The organism is Nocardia sp. NBC_01377, assembly GCF_045040005.1.
Taxonomy (GTDB): domain Bacteria; phylum Actinomycetota; class Actinomycetes; order Mycobacteriales; family Mycobacteriaceae; genus Nocardia; species Nocardia noduli.
Genome location: NZ_CP109566.1, coordinates 5,767,519 through 5,794,383, shown reverse-complemented (window position 1 = coordinate 5,794,383; position 26,865 = coordinate 5,767,519). Strand labels below are relative to the sequence as shown.

Genomic DNA, 26,865 nt, shown 5'->3' with positions numbered 1-26,865 from the left:
CCGCTGCCGTCGTGCCCGAACCGACGGGGTCAGGTCACTCCCGTTAGCCGTAGCGTCTTTTAATTTCTGCCAACGTTGTGCGGAGCAAAGATGCGGACCCACTTCCGTCCACGTACGCAATCTTCTCGCTACTGGTGTGGCACGAGATGAATCCGGTTGCGGCGTGCTTCGCGCATCGAGTGATCAACACAACCAGGTCTGCGCTTTGCACCCACAGGCGCAGGCGGGGGCTGCCGACGTGGTCAGAAGAGCAGGTGACTCGGGCATTCGGTGCGAGGGCGCGAAGTTGCTCGGTCACCCGACCCAGTACCTTCTCGTCAAGTGAGTAGAGAAGGATGCTCACATTGGCGGCGCGCCACACCTCCGGCTCCAACTGTTCGTCGTCTTGCTCAATTTGCCACGGCAATCCGAGCTCGAGTTCTCCGTCGAGCACCCGAGCAAATGCAATATCGGTGGGGTCCAGTCGTTCCGAATGTCTGGAGAGCGGAGTCAGCAAGCGGTAGCTAAGCTGTTGCCGCGCAGCTTCATCGGGACATGCCGACAACACCAGTGTGTCGACGATGTCCAGGACGACCGACGCCCGCTCCGGAGCAACCCAGCGGTCGGACTCCGAGCCGATCTCCCAGAGCATGCGCTGGTAATGGTCGGCGTTCGGGGCACCGCGCAGTGCGACACCGAGCAGCGCTTGAATCGCCAACAGGTCGCCGGGGTTGAATCGGCTGTGTGTGAGTGCGTTAAGGATGAAGGCCTCCGCACTGAAAGCTGCCGGATCGTCGTAGCCTGCGGCCTCGAGGAAAGCGCCTACTGCACTCCATGCCTGTTCAGCGGCTTCATCCCTCAAACCGTCCAGCAGGCCAGCGATCTCTTCATCGTCCTGGGCGGGCGGTGGCCAGTCTTGCCAACTGGACTCCCTGAGCACGTTGAGCACGGCTGGAGAGTTGTCGGAGATTGCCGCCAGCAGTTCGCTCCAAGAGCGAATAGCGGATTGCGTTGCAGGAGCGGTCTCCAGTTCAGGAGAGTCGTCCTCGACCCTGCTCAGCAGTTGTTCGCGTACCGCCTCCGGAAGCTCCTCGAATCGGTCCATTCTATGTAACTCGTCCTTCGCGTGCTTCAGCAGGCTGTGATCGTCTCCGATGATTCCCGCGAGCACCGCGATCGTCCACGCGCTGATTGAACGCATCCTGAGCGGGCCGTTCAACAACTCCTGGAGGTAGGTTCCGGTGTCCATGAGCACCTGGAACGCCGCGTCGAGGTCACCAGTTGCGAGGTAGTCCTCGATCGCGCTGAAGTACAGGGATTCGAGAAGAGCTTCGCGCACAGGTGTAGGAGGCTCCTGCCTGATGATGTCGACTAGGCGAGGCAGTGCCTGGATTTCGGCGTCCTTACCGAGCCGGTTGAGCCGTTTGATTGTCAAGTACGCCAGATTGCTGGCGTCTAGTCCGCCGACCTCACGCAGTTGGTCGAGGATTGCCGCCGAACTCGCCTCGCCACCGGCGGCCAGTGCGGCGTCGAACTCGGCCAAGAGCCTGCCGGCAGACTTTACGACGCGCCAGGACCGAGTCGGCCGGTTCGCGAGCGCCTCTTGCATCAGACGCATCGCGTCAGTCAATCTTCCCCGCTGTTTTGGCATCGGCCCCGCACCGAGGCGAAATACAGCTGCAGGATCCACGTACTCAAGGAGGATCCTCTCGATCTCAACCCCCGCATCAAGCTGAGCGGGGCGTTCCATAGAGGAGTCAGCGAGGTAGCTAGGTCCCGCAAATGCCTTAATGAGTTCCGCTGTGGGGACAACGTCTTCCCGCTTGTCTACCACCACGTAGATGGCGAAGCGATCCACCGACTTCTTCAACCAGGGCAATACCAGTGCTATCTCAGGCCGATTCAGGGCGTTGTCGACGAACGGCCTGGTACGGTCCGCCCATTCGTAGTCCTCGGCCATATCCGGCCACGCATCGTTGACGGGTGCCGCGAAGTAGGCTTCGAGCAACCATCGGATCTGTTCCGGCGTCCGGGTCGAAAGAACCTCGGTCTCGGTCACGTCGCACCTTCCCAACGCCGTTCCAGGTCGATTCGTGCCTGGCCGGGCTCACGCCCGCCCTGGATATAGGTGACCGCCTCGTCGTTCACTGTCATTCCGCGGATGGTGAAGTTCATGGATCCGGTAAGCAGCCACTCCTGCCCGCAGAGAGTCTTCTCGTGAATTTCAGGTGCCTGAATCACCTTGAGGCGTCCCTGAGGTGCCATGGCCTTCAACCGGTGCAGGAATGGAGCATTGTGGTTGTCGGGGCGGGTGACGATGCGTATATGGGCTCCTGCCGTGTTGATCCTGGCCAGTGCGTCGGACAACCGGCATACGGTAATCGACTCGTCTCCGAACACTGCATCGAATTCACCTGCGGAGTTGTCGATCACGTCGATATCGGTGATCCATGGCGATACCAGCCAAATCAGCGGACTGGGAGCGAGCATCTCGGACAACAACACGGCCCGCAGGACCGGTGCAACTCTGATACGCGTCTGCTCGCTGATGCGAATGGTGCGCGCCGATCTGGTCATTGCACCGCCTCCCTGATCTCCACACGCAAGGTGGTGCGATCGGAGTGCCTGACGATGTTCCGAACCTGCCCGTAGACGCGAAGGGCATCGCGGTCGACAGGCAGAACTGGAAGCAGCACCAAAGCGTCAGCTATAGCCTGGTTTCCGCGGCTGCGACCTACCAGGTCGAGGCGACCGTGCTCGGCGAGTGCCGTTTGGTACCGCTCGATCCAGTCCGGGTCCTCAAGCTCGATCTCGAGCAACTGCTCCGTGTGTAGAGCGGCGGCCAACGCTCGCTCAACGGTGGCTTCCTGGCCGTATCCTTGGTAGTACTGCAGGTGCTGGTTCCGTGCCTGGTGGCCGCGGGGCCACAGCACACTGAACGCCTGATCAGCAGTCAGTTCGCGCTCGTTGTCGGCAAAGGAACCGCGACTGGCAGCGTAGGCCACCACACGCGCATCGACTTCCACCCCAAGTCTCTGCTCCAACATGATCCAGTCCTCTACCAGACGCAACGCTGTGCGGTCCGAGGCAGGGTCCGAGCCTGGGCGCAGCAGGCGGGTCGACAAGGCGGCAACTGCGGCGTGCCGAGGCGGCCCACTAAGAGCCGTCCACGCCTCACGCAGGTCTTTGAGCCCAGCTCCCGCAGCGTAGGTGGATCGGGCATGCCGCAACTTGGCTATGGCGCTCGCCGCTGCACCGGAAGGATTTGCCGTCAACTCTTTCAGGAGTTCCAGCATCGCCGCGTCCACGTGCTCATGCTCTCCCGGGGCCAGCATCGAGTCGACGAGCGTCCAGAATGCTCGCGGGTCCTGCGAATAGTTCTGGACCAGGTACTCGACCACGCCGACACCTCCGATCGACGTCTCGGTCAGCCATACCACGTCGTGGTCTCCCTGCGTCCCCTCGAAGACGTCGACGGTGAGATCCTTGTCCTGGGCATGTGGGCTGGCACGAATTGATGCGGCGAGGATCGCGGCGGCAACCGTGTGCGTGTATACCTGCCTGGCCAACGACGCCGTCTGGTTCACGATGTCCGGATCCGCCAGGAGTCGGCCTGCACGATTGACGGTGTCGATGACGTCCTGCTGCGCGGCCAGCGCCGAGAGATCCTGGACGAGTCGTTCTGTCGCCGACACGGTCGAACCGGGCGCCTCGGTGCTCCGATACATGACGGTGAGAATCTCTTGGAGTTGATCACGCCATGCCCCACCAGCTAGCTTCGCGTGCACCTCCGAGCCTGGGGCCCCGTCCGCCCCGGTGAGGGTGTAAGCGGTGAGGTAGATCTGGGCTAGCCACTCCCGCTGGAACCTGTTCGCTACGTCGTCGAGAGCGGGATCTGTTCGCACCGCATCGAAGAAAGCGACCGACCGCCATTGAGGTGACGCAAGGTAGGCGCGAAATCCGGGGCTGTCGAGATCAGGACGCCTGAGGACGAACTTGATCCCATCAACATCCAGGTGGAAGCCCAGGGCTGCCGGTCGACCGTCGAGCAGGTATGCGATCTTCCGCCGCTCATCAACCCGCTGGTTGGTACGCGCGACGACACTGTCCGCCCCGATCGTCATCCGCCGAACCTCGACCGGGTTCCCGCTCCGGTGGGAGCAGAACCCAACCTCGACCAGTCGGCTGCTCCATAGCGACGGATTCGGGATATCAGCCGCGTTAGGCGGTGCGCTGTCGTTGACCACGATCTCGCTGACCCATAAGGGAACGCCCTGGGACCTTGTGTTGATATCGGGGTCCGGCTCCGTCATGCGGATGCAGGTCGGACGGACTACCTGGAAACTTCTGTCGTCAGGGCCCTTCCACACACCTTCCACGGTCGCGCCCGGACCGACCACTGTCCGCAGGTCGAGTTCGTCGGAACCGGCCTGAGGTGCGATCCAAGTTCGATCGTCGTCGCGTCGGTATGCATATCGTTTGCTGACTCTCCCAGGTACGGCCTCACGTAGTGCCTGCGCGATACCCAGCGCCTCCGGCTCGTCTTGATCATTGAAAGGCAATATTAACTCGACCTCGGGGAGGTTCAGAGGTGCGAACAGCGAGGTTGTCAGAAATTCCGGAAGCAGCTTTCCTCGACCAGCGCCGGGATCTTCACGGGCTGGCTTCCACCGTGTATTCAGCCTCCTCAACGCTGTCGGAACTGCGGACAGCAGTAACGATCTGGGTGGATCCCACAAGATCGCTCGGACGTCGTCGGGGCCGATCTGCAACGCACTTTGGATATGCTTCGCAAGGTGGTCCTGGGTCACTTGATCTTCCAGTGCGTCGCGAAGGATCTGGGCCACAGTCTCATACACGGAATCGTCAAACTGGTGTTCACTCCACGGGCTTGTCAGCATAGTGCGAGGGTCGACATAGCACTTTCGTGCGCGCATTCGAACACCCAACCAGTCGAACATGGCCTGCGTGGCTTGGATCTTCTGAATGAACCTGTTGCCAACAGGCAAGGTCGGGGCGGTCAAGACCGGAGTGAACAACGATTCGTAGGCCTGGTAGGCCAGGCGATCACGCCCATACTCCGACAGCGTCACTACAGTGATTGGCCGGGTGTCCCGGAGACGACCGGCCCGTCCTCGCCGCTGGATGAACGCTGCCGGATTACGCGGCGCCTTGTGTTGTAGTACCAACCCGACCCGGGCGTCATTGACGCCTACTTCCAGTGACGGTGAGGCGACAGTGAAGTCGGCGTCTCGGTCCATCCCCGCGTCCTGTGACGAAGTCCGGCCGATCCGCAGGTATTGCTGTCTGAGGTCCGGAGACAGCAGGTGCCCGATCTTCTCCACCACACGCCACACCTGGCCGTCACGCTCGCGATCTGCCTCAAAGCTTCCCGCTGAAGATCGCAGCGCAGCCAGGATCGGCTGCTGACCATTGCGCATCGACCGGTTCTGCCCGCCTTCGGCGTCGCGGAAGTCGTCATAGAAGCGGTTGGTCACGTCCAAATCGTCAGTAAAGGCGAACCCGGTCGTGCCGAATACATGTTGCTTCTTGTCGAGGATCCTGCCGAACAACATTGCGGTCTGAATCGAGGTCGACAGGAGACTGGCCCGGGACACGGGATCGCCGCGTAACGCGATGCAATATTCGCGTCCCTCGTCCATCATGTCGTCCTCCGCGGGTTCGACTCGGTCGACAGCACTCGATGGGAGGCCGGTCAGCGCGGCGAAAAACCGCTCGCTGTCACGCAGCGTCGCAGACAGGCCGACGAAGGTGATCGGTTTCTTCGTTGCGTTTCGCCAACGCCGCAGCAGAAGCGCGACTTGAGCACCGTGCATCCCGACGTAGGTATGCACCTCGTCCAACAGAACAACAGAAGGCGGCGCTCCGCCCTGCCAGCCCAGCACACCCGACAGGTTGTTCGTTGCGCCCCTGTTCAACATCTCTGTGGTGCTGAAAAGAATTTCCGGAGCATTAGCTCGGATGCTCTCCCTGGTCAATGCCAGGCTTGGCGACTCGATCACGTAATGACAGTTTCCGCATTGCAACCGCTCTACACCGGCAAGCCGACCGGCCTCCGGCCAGATCAATTCGCCGCGTTCGCACTCCGGACAACTGAAGTAGGGGCACACGAACCCGCTCTTGCTCCGCTTCCAGCCGGATCGTTGGTTCCCGAAATACCGAGAGTCCTTGTTGTGCTTCGGCGTACCCCCGTACAAAACACCGATCCGGATCCGCTGTGGGGTAGTCGCCGCTTCCTGAAGCCGTTGGGCGATGCGGACCGTCTCAACAAGTTGGTCTCGCAGCAACTCCACACGAGGGTAGATCGCCAAAGTGTGGACACCTCGCCGGGCGGACCCCGCCATCGAAGCGAAAGCTGGAAGGTAGAAAGCCATGGTCTTCCCACTGCCGGTGCCTGCTCCGACGATGATCCCTTGGCTACGTTGCGCATGAATGGCCGAGAAGATGCGTTGCGTCGCAGCGAGCTGGAAGGCGGCCAAATTGTTTTCGCCTACAAGAACTTTCATGACACGCTCTTGGGCAGGACCCCAGCCCGCTTGCGTCGCCAACTCGGCGCATGCCCGGTCCAGCGTGATGTCTCGCTTCGGATAACGGCGCGGTTGAACGTGCAGCCTGTAGTCGGCCACGAGTCGCGGCCCCCGCAGCCACCAACCCGGCTGCGGGGCAGCCCCCCAACGTGGCGGGAAGAGTTGCCTGAGGTTCACGGTAAGCCGCAGCGCCTCAGCCATCCGCGTTCGGTACACAGGCGTTTCTGCGGTGTCGTAGGCTGGCGCGGTGCTCGACGCTGGCACCAGTAACGCCTTACTTACCAGGTAGTCGACAAGGTCGTCGATGGTGACGCCGCGAGGTGCATCCGCATGTTCGCAGAGGACACGCTCGATCGTCGCGGTGACCTCGTCCAAGGAAAGCACCCCGGTGGTTACTCCCCAAGACAGTAGAGGGAGCTCCTGGTCTTCCAATGCTGAGAGGAGGTCGTTGACGAATCTTAGACTTATTTCACTCACGTACCGGTCCTCTTTACCGTGATCTGCGCATCGAGGTGCAGCGACCGCAGTAGGGAGATCTCGTCGTCCGTGATCTCCGCCAGCGTGGGCGGCCGTTCACCAGATAGCCTCACCATCAGGTTTGCGACTGCGGGTGGCGCGTCAGGGACATCGGCAAGCATGTCTGCCAACCCACCGATTGAGGTTGTGAAGAGACTGACGGTAGATTTGGACAAGTCCTTTGCGCGAGACCACCGTTCCAACTCGTCCAGTTTCCGACGAGCCTCATGCTGGTCTCCCGGCGGAAGCATCGGCATGCGTGTCAGATGCAACTCAGAGATCCGGGCCAACGCCCAGGTGGACCATGCTGAGCTGATCTCACCCTCCAGTCGCTTGCACACCGCAGTGATACGCCGGTTGGCCCGTTCGAAGACCGCATCACCAGGGTTGGTCACACTTCGCACTTTGGCTTCGAACTCTTCATATCCATCGTCCACAGTGGAGAGATCGACTCTCGTGGACCCGATGGTCTCGTTGACCTTGCGAGCAAGCTCGACCTGGGTGCTCAACTCGCCGAGCGAGGCTCGCAGTTTCGTCGTCCGACTGCCAATCCGCCGGGCCTCGTTGGCGCCCTTCTCCGCGGTCGCCAAGCGGCGCGCCTCACTCCGCAGTTGCTCGACTTTCTCGAAGACGGTCACCTCACTCATCGGTCGGTTCCTCGTTGTGCACTATCTCGGCCCACTGGCGGACTGCAGAACTGAGATTGTCGGAGATTTCCGAATCATGCCCTCCACTCCGAGCGTTGGCTGATTCCAACGCCTCGTCCAACCAGGCGTTGCTGGCTTCCAGAAAAGCTTGAATAGCGGGCAGCGCCGGACCGCGTCCGCGGACCGCGACGAGCATCTTCACCCTGTCCAGGTCGTTGCTCTCAGCCGCCATATCCGCGAGGTGCGTGAGGTCGTCCTCGAGATCAGTGATGACACTCCAGTCCACATCTTTGACGTCGGTGGCGAGTTCCTTCAGGTTCTCTCTCTGAGTAGAGGTCATCCGCAAACCGTGCTGATTGGCTTCAGCGATGGCGTCCAGAACGGCTGGCACGACCTTGGCCAGCGTTCCTCGAGCAACCCTGCGGCGCAGCGAGGCCAGCAAGTCCCGCAGCACATCCAACTGCTCGTCCATGACGCGGGGAATCAACATGAAACCTTTGGCTGCCAACGAGACCCAGGCCGGCGTCGGGCGGTCACCGACCTGCCACGTCCATTCTTGAGCCGCTTGGTTGAGCAGCGGAAGCAGGTGTGCGGCATCAATGAGGCGGACCTTGCCGCCCACCCCTTGCGAGATACCGACCGCATTCCTGATTTGCGCCACAAGCGCTTCGCGCTTGCTCAGGTGCTCTGCCAGTGTCGAGGTCCACTGGGGTACACGAGTATCGGAATCCTCACGGACCCAACCTTTGCCGTCATGCATGACCACGTCGACCAACTTCGCCTCCGGCATGCCAGGCCACGCCTGGCCAGCCATTGCGGCGCCGATCAACGACACCCGCAGACCTAGCACGAGGTCCGAGTCGGTGATCTCCTGCTTCGCTAGAACGGCCGCGGTGAGATCTGGGGCCTTCGACTCGGCCAACTGCGCCAACTGGTACACGCTGTCCATCGAGTTAGGTCGGTGCCCTTCTCTCAACAGCAGTACCGACTTGAAGAACTGGGCATTGTGTCCAGTCTTCGCGAACTGAATCGGGGCTGACTCGGGGTCGATCTTCAGCCCACCCCTGGCCCCGCGGATGTGCACCGCCCCCGAGGTGCTACTCCATACCGACTTGAGGGCATCCTTTTTCATGCTGTTCATCAACGGGTCTGCCCAGTCGTACCGCTGGAGGACCGCATCGGCGATGATTGCCCTCAGATCGCGGGCGACGTTGGGCATAGCATTCTCGTCCTTCGTCGCCCAGTCCTCGATCTCCTGAAGCGACCGCCGAAGAGATAGCGGCAGCGCAGGACTGCCTGACTCGGAAGCCTTATTCCGTTCCGTCGAGGATTCCCGCCTCTCCGAAGTCTGAGGGCGCGGAGCACTCGAGGACTTCAGCGCTGCTAGCCCGAACGCGAGCCGGATCCCCGGTTCACCTTCAAAAGGTGACTCGGCGTTGCCCCAAAATTCTAGGAAAGCGCGGTATCGGTCGACTTCGGTCGGGTAGGTGGATTCCACCATGTCGAGCATGGCGCTGCCGAGCGGATCGTCGATCTTCGCCCGGCGAAACCTGTCGCGGAAGCCTTGGTGCGGGAAGGCTCCGTCCCTGATGGGTTTAGCATCTTCTACAAGGACTTTGTGAACCACGGAGCCCAGCACTGCACGTGGCACGAACTGGTATGGCGCCTCCGGGGGAGCAGTGGAGTGCACCGCTCTGGTCAGTGCGGAACGATTGAAGGGGTAGAGGCCATAGCCTTTGTCGGACACGCCGAAAGCGGCATGGCACTCAGTCTTAAATAGGCAGGATTTGCAGTGGTTGGGAGGCTTGGATGGGTCTGCCAGCGCGTCGAGCACTTCAGCCCCGAGTCTTGCGGCGTTGAGATATTTTGCCACAAAGGAGGCCATATAGTCCTCCTCCCGATGTGTGGCGTTGAGAGGCGCGTCGAGGTCATAGACATATCCGACTGTGGCGTGAAGACGGGTCAGCACCGTCTCTGGCAACGATTGGAAATAGCCGGTCGTCACCGCGAGTAGAGTTCGGATACGGGCAAGTACCTCGACGCCCTCCCGCCGCGCAGGTTCGATCATGGCGTCCAATAGTTCCCGCTGCATGCCTTGGATGAGCGCGAAGTCTTCTACGAGGAGAACGATTTCGCGGCCTTGGCGAACATATTCCCTGCGAACCTCCTCCATCGCCGACACCAGGCTGCCTGAACCCATATTGAAGGCCCTCTTGACTGACGCCTCCAGACACTGGTTCAACAGGTCGACAGAGGCATCCCGCATCGCTGGGTTGGTGCTGAGCATCTTTAGAACGCCAGCCGTCATGTCCGCGACCTTTTTGATGTCACCAAATTCCAGAGGTAGATCTTTAGCGGTGAACCGTTCGGGGCGCTGCTGCTCGCCATCCCGGCGGTCATGAAGGAGTTGGTGTGCCAACTGGGGGATGAATCGCGTTGGCTCCAGCATGTGGTTGCGGACGTGGGGGTCCTGCAGCAGGACAGCCACTCCGCGCGGGCCACGCAGTAGTCGTGTCGGCCCGGAGACGCCGTCCTGTGTGGTGGCTGACAGTTCTTCCTCGATGCTGTTGATCAGGCGTCTTGCCAGAGCTTCGGGCTCCACGCTCGACGAGAGTTGATCAATCGTGCGGCGAAGTTCGGCTGCATTTTGTGACTCAAGGTCGGCGAGGAGTTCTGCGATGACGGCCTTGAGGCTGGTCTTTCCTTTCTCCAGGTAGATGACTTTGCGGTCGGGTGTGTCCTCGATCTGCTCGCGAACCCATCTGATGAGGTGGGATTTACCGGTGCCTGATCCGCCTACGACGGGCATCAGCAGAGCGCCGGTGTCAGACCTTCGTGTCAAGAAGTCTGACAGGACTTCCTCTTCGCCAACTAGTTCCTCTGCGCGCTCCAGGTTCTTTGCGTCTTCGCGCGTTCCCCCCGTCAACCGACTTCGTCGGAGTCTGAGTGGAGCGTGTGTAGCCAGGAAAATGGCGCGGGAGGGGCTGACCGCCTCGGTGTTGATTGTCTGACCTGCTTCTTCAGCGCTCCAGCAGGTGTGCAGGGTAAATTGCTCAGTCATTGATTCCCTCCCGGACCAGGATGTCGGACACCCGGCGGTTTGGTTCATCCCGGTCTGCGACGGTCACCGTACTTGCGCTGTCCGCAAATCGTTCGAACTGCAACCAGCCTTCGTAGCAGCCGCGGAGAAGCGCGAAGGACAGAGCTGGGTCAACAACCTGATCACCGGGATCCTGAATCCCCAGTCGAGTCGAGTAGGCGCCTCCAGGTAACACAGGAATGGCCTCCCTGAGTGTCCGCACCAGGTCCACGGCAGAGACTGTTCTCCCTGCTAACTGGGAAGTGGTCAGCACTTGACGGACCGCCTTCGTACAGTCGGGGGTGAGCGCGCCTGAATCAGATGTGGAAATCAGTGGTGCCGCGCCCAGGCCCAGCATTGGCACCCAGTGCCCGAATCGTGGCCAACGCACGTTGCTCGGTGTCGGGTTCTTACCTTCGACCGAGAAGCGTCCCGCGCTCCTTTCGTCCACCTGTTCCCGGGGGACCGGCGAGTCCAAGGGGTCGAACGAAAGGAAGTAAGAGAGGACAACGGTCATGTCCCTATTGCCGGTGATGGGGTCGGACTCCAGATCGGTGTTACGTGCCGGAGCGAATAGGGCCTCGCGCAGACGGTGTTGAAAGCTCCCCAGGGTCGGCATCGAGTGTCGCAGTGAAAGCTTGCCGCTCTCGTCCTGGGCCACCAACCCCAAGTCCCGCAACGTACTAACCGTCGACTGGAACGGAGAGTCGGTCTTCATCTCCACGTTCAGCGAATCGGGGCTCAGAAGTGCTCTGGCCTGACTATCGGTCAAGGGTTGTCGCGCGCTCAATAGTCGTACCAGCGCCCAAAGTTGCGTGGGCAGAGCCTTGTCGACGTTCAGATAGGCCATCAGAGGGACTCCAACGCTGTGCGCACGGAAAGGGTCGGTCGGTGGATTGTGGCAAACGCTTCTGACACCTTCTCGGGGTGCGCGGTATCAGCTGGATGGAGTACATAGACCACGTCCTCGGACCGAATCCGCTCCACTACATCTGTTGGCAGGCAACGGGTGTCGGAGGCACCGGCCCACAACATCGGGCCCGCATACGACCTCAGCAGGTCGCCGTCTAGGTCGTGGATCAAAGAGACCTGGCCGACGTCCCGTTGGAGGGTTGCCATCAACTCAGGAGTCGCACCGGGCCCACCCACAACAGTCAACCCTCTCAGCACCAGCGCATGGAGGAGCCTGGGCACAGCTCGCTGAAGGTCCGCATCACCGTCCCAGGTGATACTGAGACAATTCGCCCGGCCTCGAAAGCGGTGGAGTGGGTCGTTGTCGACTGGGCCGGTCGGTGCCGGGAGGAACGGGGTCGGCTCGGCTGCCAGTCGGTAAAAGGCTGCTTCCGCGGGCTTTTCCGTCTGACGGCATCGAGGGCATCCTCGGCAGGTCACGCCGATCGTGATGTCATCGGTGCTGTAGTAGGCCGCCAATACCTCGCCCATGCACTGCCGCCCACTGAGCATGTCGCGCAGGTTGTCGACCGCCCGGCGCCTGCTGCGCTTGATTTCGCCGCGAACGCGCGTGATCCGCTCCGAGAACTCAGCCTCTCGGTTCGCGGCACCGTCCAGCAGAGTGATTTGTACAAACTGATCGGTGGACTGACCAGGTGTGTTAGGTGTTGTGCCGAGTTCGTCGTCCCATACGTCGGATCCAGCCTCGGCGGGCACCGACAAAGCCAGGTCGATCAGTCGAGCACGGTGCATCAGACCCAGGATGTGCAAGTTCCAACCCCGGTTCGATTTCGAGGTTCTGGACAAATCTGCTCGGTAGCAGTCAAGGTCGACGCGGTACACTTCCCTCGCCAGCCGCTCTGCCTTAACGAACATCGCGCGCCATCGCTCGAACGCCAAGGTTGCGCTGATCAGCCGCTCGTCTGCGAGGCTCGCGGCAACGTCGAAGTCTTCGTTGATGCTCAACAAGACCGACAGTGACGGGAATCCGTCGCGTCCGCCGCGCCCCACCTCCTGGTAGAAGCGGTCGAGGGATTCCGGCACACAGGCGTGCACGATTGTCCGGACGTCGCCGAGGTCTACTCCGAGCCCGAATGCTGACGTCCCGACGACGACGTCGTAAGCGGTCGAGACCTCTCCAGTCGAGTCTCGACCGCTCCACCCGGCCATTGCCTGCTGCCGCTCGATGTCGGTGGACTCGCCGGTAACCGCAGTGACTCGGTGCAAACCTGACTCGTACAGTCGTTCCCGCCACAGCCGAGCATCGCGGCGAGTGGTCACGTAGAGCACCATCGGCTTGGGCAGGAGGTGCACCGCGCGCAGAACCGCGGAAACGCGGCTCGCCTCTTCCGTATGGTGTGCAATGTAGAAACTCGGTTCGTGTCGTAACTGTGCTGCAGAGATGACCCGGGTGCGTTCAGGGTCGCCGAACATGAACTTCAGACTGAAGATCTGGTCACGTGTAAGAGTTGCGCTCATCGCGATCGTCACCGGAGCCCTGCCCTCCGGGGCTGAGGCAATCCAGTGTTTACGATGTCTGGCCATCGTCTGGAAGGACTGCCTGAACCGGATACCCCACTGCTCCACTAGGTGGGCCTCGTCGATCACGAAGTAGCGCAAGTGCCCGGAGGTGGCGGCATCCTCCAAAGCCTTTGCGAGACCGGTGACCAGGGCTTCCGGTGAGGTGAACAGCAGACGCTGCCGGCCGGACTTGATTGCTTCCCGGATTCGTCGCTTATCGTCTTCATCAAGCCCACCTATGTAAGCGAAACGGTCGTGCGGGGCGCCGATGTCATGGTGCCGCATCAACTCTTTGGTTCGCCGCTCCATGTCCAGTGCCAATACCACCGTTGGTACGACAATCACGGTCAACCCCGAATGCTCGGGGGCCACCATCCCTGCGGCCAACGCGACGGCCGTCTTGCCCTGACCGGTAGGCAGACTGAGGATCAGTGTGTTGCCCGGCGCGGCGAGCGCTACCGCGCGAGCCAGTTGCCGCTGTCCGGTTGACTTGTAGCTTCGATGACCGAAGGCACTGGTCATGAACGGATCGGCTGGCACAGTTGCCGGAATGAAGCGTTGGTTGGCCTCGCTGCCGAGGTGTACATTGCGCAGGTCTTCCTCGGCAGCGGCCGACGCCACTGACGCTCCTGTCGTCTCCGGAGTCCACGGGTTCGCCCAGACGCGGAATCCGCCGGGCGTTTCGAATGCGGTGCACTTGGCGTTCGACCACTCGGAAATACCTGGAAGAGCCGGATCGCGCGGTGTGATCAATCCTGCGCTGTTTCCCCGCACTGCAGCGTCCAAAAGCACCTGCCGGGTAAGCACAGCCACATCGACCTTGGAGGCGCGTTGCGTACCTAACTCACGTACAGCGTCCGTCAGCCTGCGCAGAAGCCCGGTCGCGTCATCGAAGGACGGGATAGTAGGCCACTGGTTGAACAACTGCTGTGCGCCCCTCCACGAATCAGAACTCACGACCCTGCCTTGGGATCCCCGTCCGGGCTACGCATATGGCCGCGACCACGCGTGCGCTTGGGTTGCGAATCCCGTCCGCGAGAGCGGACGTCAGGGCGCTGTCCAAAACCATCGTCTCCTCGTCGTTCACGAGTCGTCCCGCCAAGGCCCGTGCCTTGGCTTGCGCCTGCATCACCCGCATGCTGGCCGTAGCTCGGCCCAGTGCCGCCGAGGATCGGTCGGTGAGCTTCGTCGTCTCGGCCAGGTGAACACGTACCAACTGCTCTGCCTCAACGCCGGCCTTTCGGAAGCCCGCCCATCCGCCGAACTGACCGACCAAGTCATCGAGCTTCGATCCGGTGACGTTGTGGTCATACCGAGAGTTCAGCGGTCGCTCCAGCCACCTCGTGATCTCCGGGCCTGTCACTGTGCAATCCTCGCCGACCTCGACCCACGCACGCATTGTGAAAGGGGCGAAAAGCCGGTCAGCGCGGCGCCGCAGGGCGAGGATCGCACTGGGCACATCGGGCACATGGGCGGTCGCGGCCTGCAGATCCGCTTCGAAAAGGAGGTCGAACCCGAAGTAGATCCCAGGTTCCTCGTCTTGATAACGGGGGTCGATGCGGGTCACACAGGTTGCTTGCCCCCGGTCGTCGTTGTCGATGATGTGTGCCAGGAGATCGACGACCGGGTTGCCGATGCGGAAGATCCGCCTACCAGGAGGCTGAACGGCGACAGACCTATTGAATACACCCTTACCCGAGTCTTCCCCGAAGCGAGATCCGGCGAAGCGCAAAATACTCGGGTCGACTCTCGGCTTCGACCCCGCGACGTCGAACACCTCCACACGCCGGCCGTCGATGGATTGCTCCAGCCGTCGGATGTCGATACCGCCGTTCTTCCCGGACGTATAGCCGAGAACCGCCTCTCGAATCTTGGTCCAATGAGTCTCCAACGCGCTCATAGCGTCTGCCACGTCGTCGGAGTACGTCACGCTGTGATGGATCGACTCGAGCATGTCCATCTTGTCGATTTCGATCGACGCTTCCTTCAACGCCCGCTCCACTTCTTCGGAGCAATCCACTAGTGCGTCGGTCCCGACATCGAGCGCTCGACGCCATACGGAGCCCAGCCCTTGGGAGATCGCGTCCTGAAGTGTCGACACCGAGGCATCGAAGATCCGGTAGCCACTGCACAGCAGTTCCAGCCACGCGGTCGTCGCTGCCAACTCGCCCCCCGACGGCAGGACAACATAGTTCGCGGCAGGGCCACGCGGGGTACCCTTGCCGCTCTCCACGAACCTATCCACCCGGCCGAGTCGTTGTTCGAGCCGATTGGGCGACCACGGCAGCCTCAGGTGAATCGCCGCGTCCGCCACCTGAAGGTTCAGGCCGTCCTCGCCAGAGTCGTCGCATACCAGTAAGCCGGTAGGCGCATCCCGCCAACCCGCAACAGACTTCTCCGCGTCCTCCGCAGGCATGGATCTCGTGTGCCGGAATAATGGGGCTTTCGGGAACCGCGTCCGCAGGTGAGCAGCCAGGTCTTCCGCCAGGGCGCCACCACCGCAGAATGCGATCGTTTTCCGGTGCCGTGAGAGCACAGGTAGCAGAGCCTTGGTCATCTGCTCGAAAACAGTCACGTCGCTCTCGGCCACCACCTCCTCGACTGCTCGCAGAGTACGGGGTTCGTGAGCCAGGACTGAGGGGAAGGTCACGAGCCCCCGGTCGACCGGGTCCATGGCGACCGAAGGGTCGATGCGCTCGACCCGCAACCGCAAGATTTCGAGGAGGTCACGCCCGCTGACGCCCAGACGCGACACGAGGACGCCGTAAACCTGAGCGTAGGCGGCATCCTCGTCCGCGGCACCCCGGTCCAACAGAGCGTCGCGTGTACCAATCCGCCATTCTTCAAGAATCTCCTGGATTCGCTCATCGGCAGAGGACTGGATCGTCAAATGTTTCGGTAGCTCGCGGCCTCGCACCTCGTAGGGCACGAAGTCGGAGTCGGCCCGGTCCGCCAAGACTCGAGATCGCCGGTGACGAATCGTACGCCGATGCAACCGGTAGGTCTCGCTGATGTGCCCTCGCAGTTCGTCGACACGCAACCGGAGTTCGTCCTCATCGGCCACATCGGCGAGGTCGCCGTCGGGAGTGAGTAGTGCGAGCACCGCAGAGCCCAACTCTTCCACTCGCTGGTCCTCGGGGAGGATGGCACGTATCCGATCAATATTCATCGGGAGCAGCGGTGGCCAGTCGGCATCGATCGCGTAGGCGACGTCTGCCAGTTCGGCGCGCAAGGCGTAACGAGTCTCGAACGCCGCTTGGTCCTCCCAGCGGTAAACGTCTGGGTCCAACAGGTGTAGCAGACCGAGGTGGGTGAGCGGGTTGGACGTGATGGGAGTGGCTGAAAGGAGCAGAAGCCGCTCCGAGGTGTGGGCCAATAGTGCCAACTCGCGGTACGGCGAGGAGATTGGGTCGCCTCCTTGGACCAGCACGTGTGCCTCGTCCACAACAAGCAGATCGCTATTCTTATGGTTGGCCCAACCGCTCGGGTTCTCGTGCGCGAGGACCTTGATTTCAGCTCGCGGAAAATCGTCGGTGAAGAACTTGCCCGTCAACTCGCGAATCCACTGCCTGCGCAGCACGTCCGGTGCCACGATTGTGACCTTGGCTAACGGGTTGTCGATCAGGATCTGCCGGATAACGAACCCCGCCTCGACCGTCTTTCCCAATCCCACTTCATCGGCCAAGAGGTACCGCTGAACCGGGTCTGACAGGACCGCAAGACTGGCTTCGACCTGGTGAGGGAACAGTTCGACCGCAGAAGAAAAAAACGCTGGGACGTTCGCGCAGGCCGCGCGCTGCCAGACTAGCGCATTCAACATTGGCATACGAGCCTGTCGAAAGAACCAGGGCTCGCTTCCGCCAGCGGTCAGCACATGCAGCGGATCGCGGACGGGGCGGTTCCAACGCACCCGTAGATCCGACCCTCTCACTCGCTGGTCTGCGCTGCTGTTGGGGAATCGGACGAAATACGATTCGCCCTGCCTTGCGGTAACCCTCCCGGCGGTCCAATCGTGAGTGTCGGGGTCGCGCCAAAATACTCGAGCACCCACGGAAAGCGTGATGAGTTGACAGTCGTGCACGAGAGCATCGACACTTTCGGCGATCGGCTCGGCGATCGACTCGAAGTACTCGATGCGAACTTGGCTCCCCTGGACTGCGGCCACGTGACCGATATCCCACCTGCCTCGTTGGATGATAAAGCTGCCAAGCTGCAACCCCGATACCCCTCCCGAACTCCGGCAAGATGGAGGCCACACCGGTAAGGGTGACAGACATCTCCCACTGGCCCTGTCCTGCAATAGGGTACGGCTAGGTTCAAGAGGGCGCGCCCCTGGGTCCGTCACCAGGCGCGGTAGCAGAGGATCGAGGTAGTGGCCTTGGCCGAGTTGGGGTTTCGTAGCCCGATGCGGCGCTCGCTAATCGGCATGCCAGGGGTGGGGAAGACGCATCTGGCCATAGGGTCGGCGTGGGCGACCCGCGCATGCGATCTGCGGCAACGGCACCAAATTTTCACCACTACTACCACCGACATGGCCGCCAGCTGTCATCGCGCAGCGAACGAAGGCCGATGAGCCACGACCGCCCCGCTTACCCGAAGATCCTGTTCGAGGACCTACTCGCTCGTGCGGGGCAGATCGGCGGCCTGCTCATCGACCTTGCCTGCGGCACAGGCGAGATCGCGATTCCACTGCACGACCGGGTCGCCTGCGCGTCCAGGCCGTCGACCTCGAACCCGACATGGTCGAGGTCGGCCGCCGCAAAGTCGCGCCGCCGGCGCGAACAATATCGACTGGAGCGTCGGCAGAGCCGAGGAATTGGTGGTCACCGCCCCCGGCACGGTTGGTCACGATCGGCAACGCCTTCCATCGGCTCAATCGCGCGATGATCGCCGAATGTGCCGGTCAGTGGCTGGATCCAGGCTGTTGTCTAGCGATTTTGGGCAGCAGTACGCCGTGGAGTGGGACCGAGTCGTGGCGGGGGGTGCCGTCGATGTCGTGGCCCGATGGTCCGGCGAACCGGGACGCCCTGCGAGTGTGTCGCCAGCGACGGCCGACAGCGGCGCCCCTTCGCGACGCACCCATGAAGAGATCCTGCGGGAGGCGGGGTTCCTCGATGTCACCGAATGCCGGTTCCCGACATCACACGCTTGGGCGGTGGACGAGTTCATAGGATTCTTGTGGTCGACCTCCTACACTGCCCCGATTCGCCAGAACCCCGCTCTCGCTATCGAATTCGAGAACGACCTTCGAGCGCAGTTGGTCGAGTGCGAGCCATCCGGACAGCTGCGGGAGTCGATCGCGCACTACTACATCCTCGGCCCCAAACCTTCGGCCCCAAACCTAACGCAAGGTGAGTGCTCTGCCGTGGGATCGGGACGCGCCTTCGACCCAGCAGCGGGAACGGCCTGTATCGGTCGACGGGTGTTCCGGCGTGGCGAGGCTGTCGATCATCGGGTAGACCCACCTTTTAGGCCGGTACTGTCCTCCTCAAGGAACGGGGATGCTGCACGGTGAGATGAGGTGGGCGGCGTCAGTAGCGCATCGTCATGTGACGAAATGATGGGGTGTGGTTTGCCGGTGAGTGCGGAGAGAGCAAAGGCGACTTCTTCGTCGGTTGCGGTGACGTAGGTGAGTGTGGTGCCGTCTTGTCCGGTGGGTTCGGCGTGGGCGGCGAAGGCGCGGGCGGTGGCGTAGCCGAAGTTGCGTTCGATCCAGGTGATGGTGGTGTGGCGTAGCCAGTGGGTGGTGATCTGTCGGGTGGTGACCCAGGGGAGTTCGCGGCCGATGCGGTTCCAGAGGTGGTCGTAGCGGCGGCGGGTGATCGGGTGCCCGTTGCGGTATCGCAGTAGTTGTCCGTTCGGTTCGGGGCTGCGGTCGCGGTGTTGGGTCAGTCTGGTCATGAGGGTGGGGGAGACAGGTTGCCAGTGTAGGGTGCCGCCTTTTCCGCTGAGTCGGATCTGGCAGTGTGAATCTCCCCGGGTTTTGTGCTCATCGGGGTCGAGGTCGTCGTGTCGTAGTGCGAGGGCACTGGAGGTGCGGCACACGGTTTCCAGGTGTAGCCGCAGGATGAGGGTGTCGAGATCGGGGTCGTTGCCTGTCGTCGCTGCGGCGTGGTTGATCTCGGTGAGCTGGCGGTGCGACAGGGCTCGGCGGCTACTGGGGAGTCGACGTGGTTTGTCGAGGTCGTTGGATGGGTTTTGTGCCCTGGAGATGAGGTGGTCCTTTTCGGCGAATTTGTAGAGGCAGCGGATCGCGGCGACCATGTGCTCGGCGGCTGAGCGTCCGCTGCGGCTGTTGCGGCGGACGAGGGCGTTGGTTTGGGTCTTCTGGACCAGCGCTTGTAGTTCGAGTGCGGTGGGTTCATCGATTCTTCGGTCGGGCCAGTGTGTAGTGAGCTGGCTCCAGTAGGGGCGGTAGGTTCGTCGAGTTCCAGCCGATACGACAGCCGAGACTTGGGGAACGTATCCAGCGAAGGTGGGCATGGGCCCGTGGGTTGCTGATGGTTCGAGCAGGGCGCCGGGGTCGATGCCGAGTCGGTCCAGGAATACACGTGCGACCTCAAGATCGTCGGTGCTCACGCCGGTGCCTCGTGTAGGTCCAGGATGGTGGCCAGGGCGGACCGGACGTATGGCCAGGGCTCCGCGGTCGGGCAGTGCGATCAGTACGAGGTAGTCACCCGTTGAGATGCCTGAAATTCGCCTCACGTGGCTCGGTAGGTGGGCCCTCGTACCACGTGATCGATCCACCGCGCCGGGTGATCATCGATCTCGGTCGGCTCATCATGGCTCCGAAAGACTTCGGAGGAAATGTATCGCTACGGGTGCGCAGTGGAGGTTTGTCCCTGACCGGGACGACGCCGGGCTTGTTGCATGCGTGGGCGCGGACATCGACCGGAGGATGGCTCGCGTTGGTGTCGTGCGCAGTGACGACCGGGAATCGGCAGGGACGGGTACAGGTGCAGCAGTGGTGCTCGGAACAGGCCGTATCGCTACCGGAGGGTGATTCAGAGAGTGGCTGAGGAATGTGGAGTGATCGGGTCGTTCGCGAGGAGGGACATGGGCCTTATATCCGGATGGCCATCAACGGCATCGAACCGTTGCGTGCTGTGCTTATGGCGTGTCCTGGATGTTCAGGTCGGAGCGGGTCTGTCGCAATACAGTTGAGGAGACCACCCGGATGTCTCAGTCGGCTAGTCAGGTCCCGCGTTCGAACGTTAGAGTTGAGTCTGTCAGGCGCGGGACGGGTGTCGGCTATGAGTGTGGGGAGTAGTTGTGGCCGTGAATCTTTCGTGCCCGCCTTGGTGTGAGTCGCACTTGGCATGGGATTTGAGCAATCCCAGCGCTGGCTTTGTCCATTATGGACCGGAATTGGTGCTCGAAATCGCCGAAGTGGTGGTTATTGGCGTTGTCCGTCGTATTTCTATGCGAGTCAGTGCTCGTGATCATGGAGAATCCCGCAGGTGTGTGATCGAGATGATGGATCCGCACGGAGTCGGCTTGGAATTGACCGCCGATGAGGCGCGGCAGGTAGTGGAGATGTTCATCGAGGCTGCGGACGTGCGACTGACCTCACCCGACGGGGAGTGCCCCTCGTGGTGTCTTGAGGACGCTGATCCCGATCTGGACGATCCAGACGACGAGCGCGAGCATCGAGGCCCATTTCGCGAGATGGTTGTTGCGGGCACCCACGAGCCCAGTGTCCCGATTGGTGTGAGGGTGCGGGCCTTCGACGAGGAAGACGAACGCCGGGTCTCGCTGGAGATGTTGGTGAAATCCATCTCCACCGAGCTCTTGGCGGCGGAAGCGTGCAAGATATCGGCGCACCTGCTCGACTGTGCGGATCTGGCCGAACTAGTGAATGTTCCTTAGACAGTCCAACTAAGTGGATTCGTCAAACTTAAGCTTGTTGCGATGGTACTCGTTCGCGGGTGACATCCAGAGTCACGTTCACGGCGTTGGCTGGCCGTAAACCGGTCACCCGGGAACAGCGATTAACGCGCCGACGATCAGCCTCCTGCGGTGTCGGGCCGGTCCCGTACCCGCTGACCCCTTCGTGCTATCGCATGGGCCCCGCTGTACTCCCACGAGCGTCGACTGTGCCGGGCACCTCATGTGGCACTGTGCCGTCAATCCATCGCGGTCCACGGCGGGTGCGAGGATGGCCGCGTGAATACCCAGATGATCGGCCCACTTTCAGCTTGGATCGCGGCAGGTATCTCATGTCTTGCCACCTTGTGGACTTTCTATCTTCGTCGTCGCGACCGTCCGGAACCCGCATGGCTGCTCCAGCGCATCGAGGTGCAAGTTGGTCCCCAACTATGGGCGACCATCGCGCACGAGGGTGCTGGAAAGCCGGTGCTGGCGTGGGCATCTCTGACCAACATCGGTGACGGTGCCGCTCACGGAATCCTGATTCAGGGCCGCGGTGTGCGGTGTAGGGCGTTTGCTCCGGATCCCGCCGACAGTCGAGGGTATGTGTTGCACCGAAAGGTGCCGCGCCTGGTTCCCGGCGAGGAGGTTGGTCTGATGATCTGGGCCGACGGGATCACGACGTGGCCCGGTGGCTCATTGGAGGTCCAGTGCACACCGTCCCCTACCCGACACCGTCGGCGGATGCGTGAGGTTCTGGACTTGGCCGATGAGAGGACCTGGATGGAAGCGCTGGATCGACGGCCTGTGGACCGGCAGGCATTGGGTGTGGATTCCGAACTCTCGCAATGAAGCCCGGATGTCTGCCTGATCGTCGGGCTAGGGAGCGTCGTTTCTTCCGGTGACTGCTATCGGAAAGCCAGATCTGTCTGACCGGCAGGACATTATCATCGCTCGACCAACCGCGGCCGTTGGTCGTGCGATCTTGTCCATCTGTTTCCGGAGGTGTCGGTGAACGTGAGGTTCGCGCGGACCGTCGCGGCGTTGGGCGCGTAGTAGACGACCGTCTCTTCCGCCCCGGCAGGGAACGGGTCCGGGTAGCAGTCCGCCGGCCGTGCTATTTGCTGGCTTGTGATCGGACTGACGATATTCATGATGAAGTCTTCCATCGTGGCGGCGGTGATTTCGGCGAACGGAGTGCCGCTGTGTGGGTTGGATGAATTGACCTTGCCCCGAACCTCGGCGCGGTTGCGGTCGCTCAGGGTCTTCCACAGCATTCGATGACCTTTGGCTGTCACGCACTCGTCCTCGATGCGACTGCCTGTGGCGTCAACGGGATAGACATCTGCTTCGAGCTGAGCGATCGGTGTGGCGCTGCCGTTGCGGACTGTGACGTCCCAGAAGCCGGGTAACCCCGAAGTCGGGTTCACCCTAGGCGCGACTCTTCTGGCTTCATCGAACTCATAGGTGCGCTCGAACCGCTCCACCTCGATGCCAGCAGCCGAGCGGCTCTGGTGAGGATGCCCGAAGATCACCAAGTCCCCGGCCTCATCGACACTTCGCCGGCGAGGCGCGGGGCGGCCGAGGGCCGACAAGTGGCCTTGCACTGCGCCATACAGCTCATCGAGGGTCAGCCCCGGTGTCTGTCGGGCGAGGGACAGGAGGGCCCCGGTGAACGCCGTGTGTATCTCTCCTAGCGGCGCGAAGGAAGGCTCGTTCGCTGCGGAGGAGGTGAGCGTGAATGTCCCATTAATCCGGAACTGGTTGGCCTGCAACGTATCGGCGTCGCTCATGGACTCGAACGCGCGACCGGAGAAGCAGCAGTCCAAGATCAGAACCCGTATCTTGGCCGGACTGTCCAGGAGATCCTCACGCAACGTTTCGAAGGGTAGAGCCTTCCAGGCTGCTCGCGTCTGGCTGCTGCCCGGAAGACCGAGATACAGGCGTCCTCGACTATCGACGAGGCCATGACCGCTGTAGTACACCAACAGAACATCCTCGGCCTCGCGGGCAGCCCGTACGAGAACGTCGCCGATCTCGGCGAGCTGCGGATTCTCCACGAGTGTGCAGTGCTGGGGAGCGAAAGTTCCCAGGTCGGGTTCAGTGAGCAACTGCCCTAGGTCGGAGAGGTTGGCGGAGACCGATTCGAGCGATGGGAGGGCCTCGGAGAGGTCGGCCGTGCTCTGTTCATCGGTTTCGTACCGGCTGACACCGATCAGAACCGCGCGCGACCTGTCGATATCGGGCCGTCGTCGAGTCATGGGGCGGTGTTCAGGGAGTCGATCATCTTCTGGAGGGCAGCGAAGGTCTGATCCTGCTTTACGCGTTTGCCGTCGAGCAGGACTTCGGCGCCGTTGGGAAGCGTGATGGTCAGAGTGAGGTCAGAGTGTCGCGTGGTGAACCAGGTCTTGAGCGAACTGACGAGGACGGTGCCGATTCCTCCTGCGCCGAAGGCCACCATCAGTACGTCGGCGAGCCCACCCATCTGGCCATCTTGTGGCGGAGGGGTTTGCAGGTGTACCTGCCCGCGGAGGGCCTCGTCACGACCGAACCAGTCCCGTAGTTGGATCAAGTCGGAAGAGTTGCCACTGACTTGGATCGGCGTCTGCCCGTTCTGATTCGACATGCGGTTATCTTCCCGCATCGTCCTGACTCACTGCACACCCGACCTACCTCCTGGCTCATGATTCTCGAACCTTGTGATGTCGGTCTGTCGGGCCACACTGGCGGCCTTATCTGCTCTGCCGCAGGGGACAAGGGACATCGCCGCCACCGAGTTGGTCGGCGGGCCTAAGCGTTGCACCAACTATGGCACACGCCTCGGTGCCGTCGCTGGCGAAATACGCCCGGCCTTGGACAAAGCGTGGCTGATGTGGCAAGTCAGTACCGATCCGGCCGCACGGATACGTCACCGAGGACATCGCTTGTCGAGCGCTGCTCAAGGCCAGCGATGGCTCCGAATCACCGGCTGCTGCGCGGCTAGTCGGTTGACGAGGAAGAATTGGGGTTCCGGTAGTTGTCATCGACTTGCTTGAGGACCCCCTGTGCAAGGTAGTGGAGCCAGGTTTGGGCTTCACCGTGCTCTCCCCGTCTTTCCAGCACGACCTGGAGGTTGAACATCGAGAAGGTATGGCCACACTCGGCGGCTCGGCGGTACCAGACCTCCGCTTCACCCGGCTCTCCCCGCCCTTCCAGCACGACCCCTAGGTTGAACATCGAGAAGATGTGGCCACACTCGGCGGCTCGGCGGTACCAGACCTCCGCTTCACCCGACTCCTTTCGGCCTTCCAGCAAGCTACCGAGATTGAACATCGAATCGGGGTCACCATTTTCGGCCGCTCGGCGGTACCAGATCTCCGCTTCGCCGAACTTCTTCTGCCCTTCCAGCAGAACCCCGAGGTTGAACATCGAGAAGGTGTCAGCTTTTTCGGCGGCTCGGCGGTACCAAATTTCGGCGTCACCTGGCTCATCTCGCTCCATCAGCAGATTCCCGAGGATCGCCATCGCGTAGATATCGCTGTTGTCGGCAGCTCGGCGGAACCAGGTCTCCGCTTCACGGTGCTCGCCCTGCTTCTCCAGCAGGAACCCGAGGAAGGTCATCGCGTCGGTATCGCCGTTGTCGGCGGCTCGGCGCCACCAGGTTTCGGCTTCGCCCGGTTCGCCTCGCGTGTGCAGCAGCCAGCCGAGGACGGTCATCACATCGGTAGCACCATCGTGGGCGGCCTGGCGGTACCGAATTTCGGCTTCGCCTGGCTCATCCCGCTCCATCAGCAGATTCCCGAGAACGGTCATCGCATAGATGTGACCTTCGTCGGCGGCCCGGCGGAACCAAATTTCGGCCTCATCGGATTTGCCCTGCTCCATCAGCAAGGCCCCGAGAACGGTCATTGCGTCGTCATCGCCGTTGTCGGCGGCTCGGCGGTACCGCGACTCGTCGTCGGTGCGGCCGAACAACCGCAGTTCCCCGGCGAGATCGATACTCCGACGTTGTGGGTTGGGATAGCCGCTGGCCCTGAGCAGTTGATCGGTTCGATAGTAGAGTTCATCCAGGGTGAGCCCGGGTGTCTCGTCAGCCACAGTCAACAGCGATGCGGTGAAGGCAGTGTTGCGGTGTCCCACAGGTGCGTAAGACGTTTCATTCGCCGTGGTTGACGTGACCGTGTACGTTCCGCGGATCTGGACCTGCCCGGCCACGAGACCAGGCCCGTTACTCATCGCCTCGAACGCGCGGCCAGAAAAGCAACAGTCCAAGATCAAGATCCGAGCGCGAGCGGAAGTTTCGAGAATCTCTTCGCGCAGCATCGCGAACGGCACTGAAGTCCACCTGAGGTTACGGGGGTCGCTGCTGGTCAAGGCCAGATGCAACCTGCCGTATTGATCGACCATCCCGTGCCCGGCGTAGTACACCAACAAGACATCGGTGGCTTCACGCGCCGCGCGGCCGATCACCTCGCCAACTCGAGCGCTGTCGTTTGGGTTGGCGATGGAAATACAGTCGTCAGGACCGAACGCACCGCCTTCGGGTGCTGTCAGGGCCTGGGCGAGATCTTCGATATTGGTCGTTGCCGCGGGTATTTCCGGGACCTCCGGATGGGTATATTCGGCGACCCCGATCAGTACTGCTCGCGAACGGGTCGGGGCGAGATGTCTGCCCATTCAGAGTCGGTCCGGTGAATCGAGCAACTTCTGGATATCGACCACACCATCCTCGGATTCGACGCACTTGGCACCAGGTTCGTATGAGGCCCCATCGGCGCGGGTCGCCGTGATCGTGACGTCGGAGCGAAGGTGAGTCAGCCAGGTCGCCCACGACCGCGCAAGCGCGGCGGCGATCCCACCGGAGCCAACCGCTACCCTCGACACCTCGTAGAGATCGCCCATCCGACCATCGCGGATCTGCGGCCGCGGGCTGGTCACCACGCCGCACACGTTGTCATCGCGACGGATCCACTCCGCCAGTTCCGCCAACTCTTCCGGACGTTGATCTAGGCGAATAGAACACTGCCCCCGTGCCTTCGACATCCGCTCATCCTTGCTCACCGACAAAGAGAATCGGAACAGGACCCCTCGCGCCACGTCAGCAGCAGCTGAAACCCAGCGCTGCTCTGCTGCTGTTGTTGTTGTTGATCCTGCTCGGCCTGCCACTGCTGGCCACGGCCGCCGCCTACACCACGGTACGGATCAGCGACTGGTGGACTATCACTCGGTGCCCTTGACGTCGTACAGCCATTCGACCGCCCCAGGACGCCGGATCGGATACAGCGGCACCTGACCGAAGCCGGGGACGAACCCCGCACCTCGGTGAGGTGTCGCACCGGTACCCACCGAGTGAGCGCCGCCTCGCACGCAAGCATGAGCCGACCGGCCTCGCCTCGCGCGGCTCGCGGTGACCAGGATCGACAACGGGGGACGACACACCATGGATACCGACACCCCGCCAAGGCGGGTGCGGATCGAGGCAGGCAGCGCATGGCTGTCCGGACTGATCGTGAGCACCCTCTCCGGTGGGGTCGCGATCCTGTCCGCTTCCCTGTGGTCGGCGGCCTTGGTCGCTGTCGGGCCGTCAGTAAATTTGCGGGGTTCCCGGCAATCTCCACCTCCGACGGGGCACTGCGAGCTCAATCATCTAGTCGACGGCCGTGCACCTACCGTCACGGCAGAATTTGCCGTCGAGGACGCCGGATCACCCCACTGGTGCTCCGGTTCCGTCGGGGTGCGCACTGCGGTAAACGGTGGTGTCTGGAAGAATCCGTAC

16 protein-coding genes are annotated in these 26,865 nt (G+C 62.0%); 3 read left to right on the top strand and 13 right to left on the bottom strand.

The annotated features are described in order from the left end of the window. Positions 1–43: 43 nt before the first annotated feature. The 8 genes from dpdD to dpdE form a co-directional block, all read right to left on the bottom strand. On the bottom strand, positions 44–2,038 hold the full coding sequence (gene dpdD / locus OG225_RS26745; RefSeq protein WP_405177791.1) for a protein DpdD: 1,995 nt from the start codon (positions 2,036–2,038) through the stop codon (positions 44–46). Next, the gene (gene dpdK, locus OG225_RS26740) at positions 2,035–2,556 is read right to left on the bottom strand and encodes a phospholipase D-like domain-containing protein DpdK (RefSeq protein WP_198654732.1); all 522 of its coding nucleotides are present in this window, start codon (positions 2,554–2,556) and stop codon (positions 2,035–2,037) included. Before dpdK ends, dpdD begins: the two co-directional genes overlap by 4 nt. Continuing rightward, the gene (dpdJ, locus tag OG225_RS26735; protein WP_405177790.1) at positions 2,553–6,911 is read right to left on the bottom strand and encodes a protein DpdJ; all 4,359 of its coding nucleotides are present in this window, start codon (positions 6,909–6,911) and stop codon (positions 2,553–2,555) included. Before dpdJ ends, dpdK begins: the two co-directional genes overlap by 4 nt. An 89-nt stretch (positions 6,912–7,000) precedes the next feature. Beyond that, positions 7,001–7,690: a hypothetical protein gene (locus OG225_RS26730; RefSeq protein WP_157979004.1), complete on the bottom strand. Its 690-nt coding sequence runs from the start codon at positions 7,688–7,690 to the stop codon at positions 7,001–7,003. Then, a complete protein-coding gene (gene dpdH, locus OG225_RS26725; protein ID WP_405177789.1) occupies positions 7,683–10,751 on the bottom strand; it encodes a protein DpdH in 3,069 nt (1,022 codons plus the stop codon). Before dpdH ends, OG225_RS26730 begins: the two co-directional genes overlap by 8 nt. Continuing rightward, positions 10,744–11,619, bottom strand: coding sequence for a protein DpdG (gene dpdG / locus OG225_RS26720; protein ID WP_405177788.1), 876 nt, complete (start codon positions 11,617–11,619; stop codon positions 10,744–10,746). Before dpdG ends, dpdH begins: the two co-directional genes overlap by 8 nt. Beyond that, on the bottom strand, positions 11,619–14,198 hold the full coding sequence (dpdF, locus tag OG225_RS26715) for a protein DpdF (protein WP_405177787.1): 2,580 nt from the start codon (positions 14,196–14,198) through the stop codon (positions 11,619–11,621). Before dpdF ends, dpdG begins: the two co-directional genes overlap by 1 nt. Next, on the bottom strand, positions 14,188–17,499 hold the full coding sequence (dpdE, locus tag OG225_RS26710) for a protein DpdE (protein WP_405177786.1): 3,312 nt from the start codon (positions 17,497–17,499) through the stop codon (positions 14,188–14,190). The genes dpdF and dpdE overlap by 11 nt, the downstream gene beginning before the upstream one ends. Positions 17,500–17,646: 147 nt before the next feature. Between dpdE and OG225_RS26705 the strand changes: the two genes are divergently transcribed. After that, positions 17,647–17,814: an ATP-binding protein gene (locus OG225_RS26705; protein WP_405183376.1), complete on the top strand. Its 168-nt coding sequence runs from the start codon at positions 17,647–17,649 to the stop codon at positions 17,812–17,814. 875 nt (positions 17,815–18,689) lie between these two features. Here the strand turns inward: OG225_RS26705 and OG225_RS26700 are convergent. Then, the gene (locus tag OG225_RS26700) at positions 18,690–19,820 is read right to left on the bottom strand and encodes a tyrosine-type recombinase/integrase (protein ID WP_405177785.1); all 1,131 of its coding nucleotides are present in this window, start codon (positions 19,818–19,820) and stop codon (positions 18,690–18,692) included. 678 nt (positions 19,821–20,498) lie between these two features. Here OG225_RS26700 and OG225_RS26695 point away from each other — a divergent pair. Further along, the gene (locus OG225_RS26695) at positions 20,499–21,110 is read left to right on the top strand and encodes a DUF6907 domain-containing protein (protein WP_405177784.1); all 612 of its coding nucleotides are present in this window, start codon (positions 20,499–20,501) and stop codon (positions 21,108–21,110) included. Positions 21,111–21,407: 297 nt separating this feature from the next. Next, positions 21,408–21,962 carry a hypothetical protein gene (locus tag OG225_RS26690; RefSeq protein WP_405177783.1) on the top strand — a complete coding sequence of 185 codons (555 nt, stop codon included), beginning with the start codon at positions 21,408–21,410 and terminating at the stop codon, positions 21,960–21,962. A 95-nt stretch (positions 21,963–22,057) separates the two neighbouring features. On the opposite strand, the gene OG225_RS26685 is transcribed toward OG225_RS26690, so the two are convergent. The 4 genes from OG225_RS26685 to OG225_RS26670 form a co-directional block, all read right to left on the bottom strand. Further along, positions 22,058–23,371, bottom strand: a complete 1,314-nt coding sequence (locus OG225_RS26685; RefSeq protein ID WP_405177782.1) for a caspase domain-containing protein — start codon at positions 23,369–23,371, stop codon at positions 22,058–22,060. Beyond that, positions 23,368–23,736 carry a hypothetical protein gene (locus OG225_RS26680; RefSeq protein ID WP_405177781.1) on the bottom strand — a complete coding sequence of 123 codons (369 nt, stop codon included), beginning with the start codon at positions 23,734–23,736 and terminating at the stop codon, positions 23,368–23,370. Before OG225_RS26680 ends, OG225_RS26685 begins: the two co-directional genes overlap by 4 nt. A 353-nt stretch (positions 23,737–24,089) precedes the next feature. Beyond that, complete coding sequence (locus OG225_RS26675) at positions 24,090–25,766, bottom strand: tetratricopeptide repeat protein (RefSeq protein WP_405177780.1); 1,677 nt, start codon at positions 25,764–25,766, stop codon at positions 24,090–24,092. Beyond that, a complete protein-coding gene (locus OG225_RS26670; RefSeq protein ID WP_405177779.1) occupies positions 25,767–26,255 on the bottom strand; it encodes a hypothetical protein in 489 nt (162 codons plus the stop codon). Between the last annotated feature and the right edge of the window lie 610 nt (positions 26,256–26,865).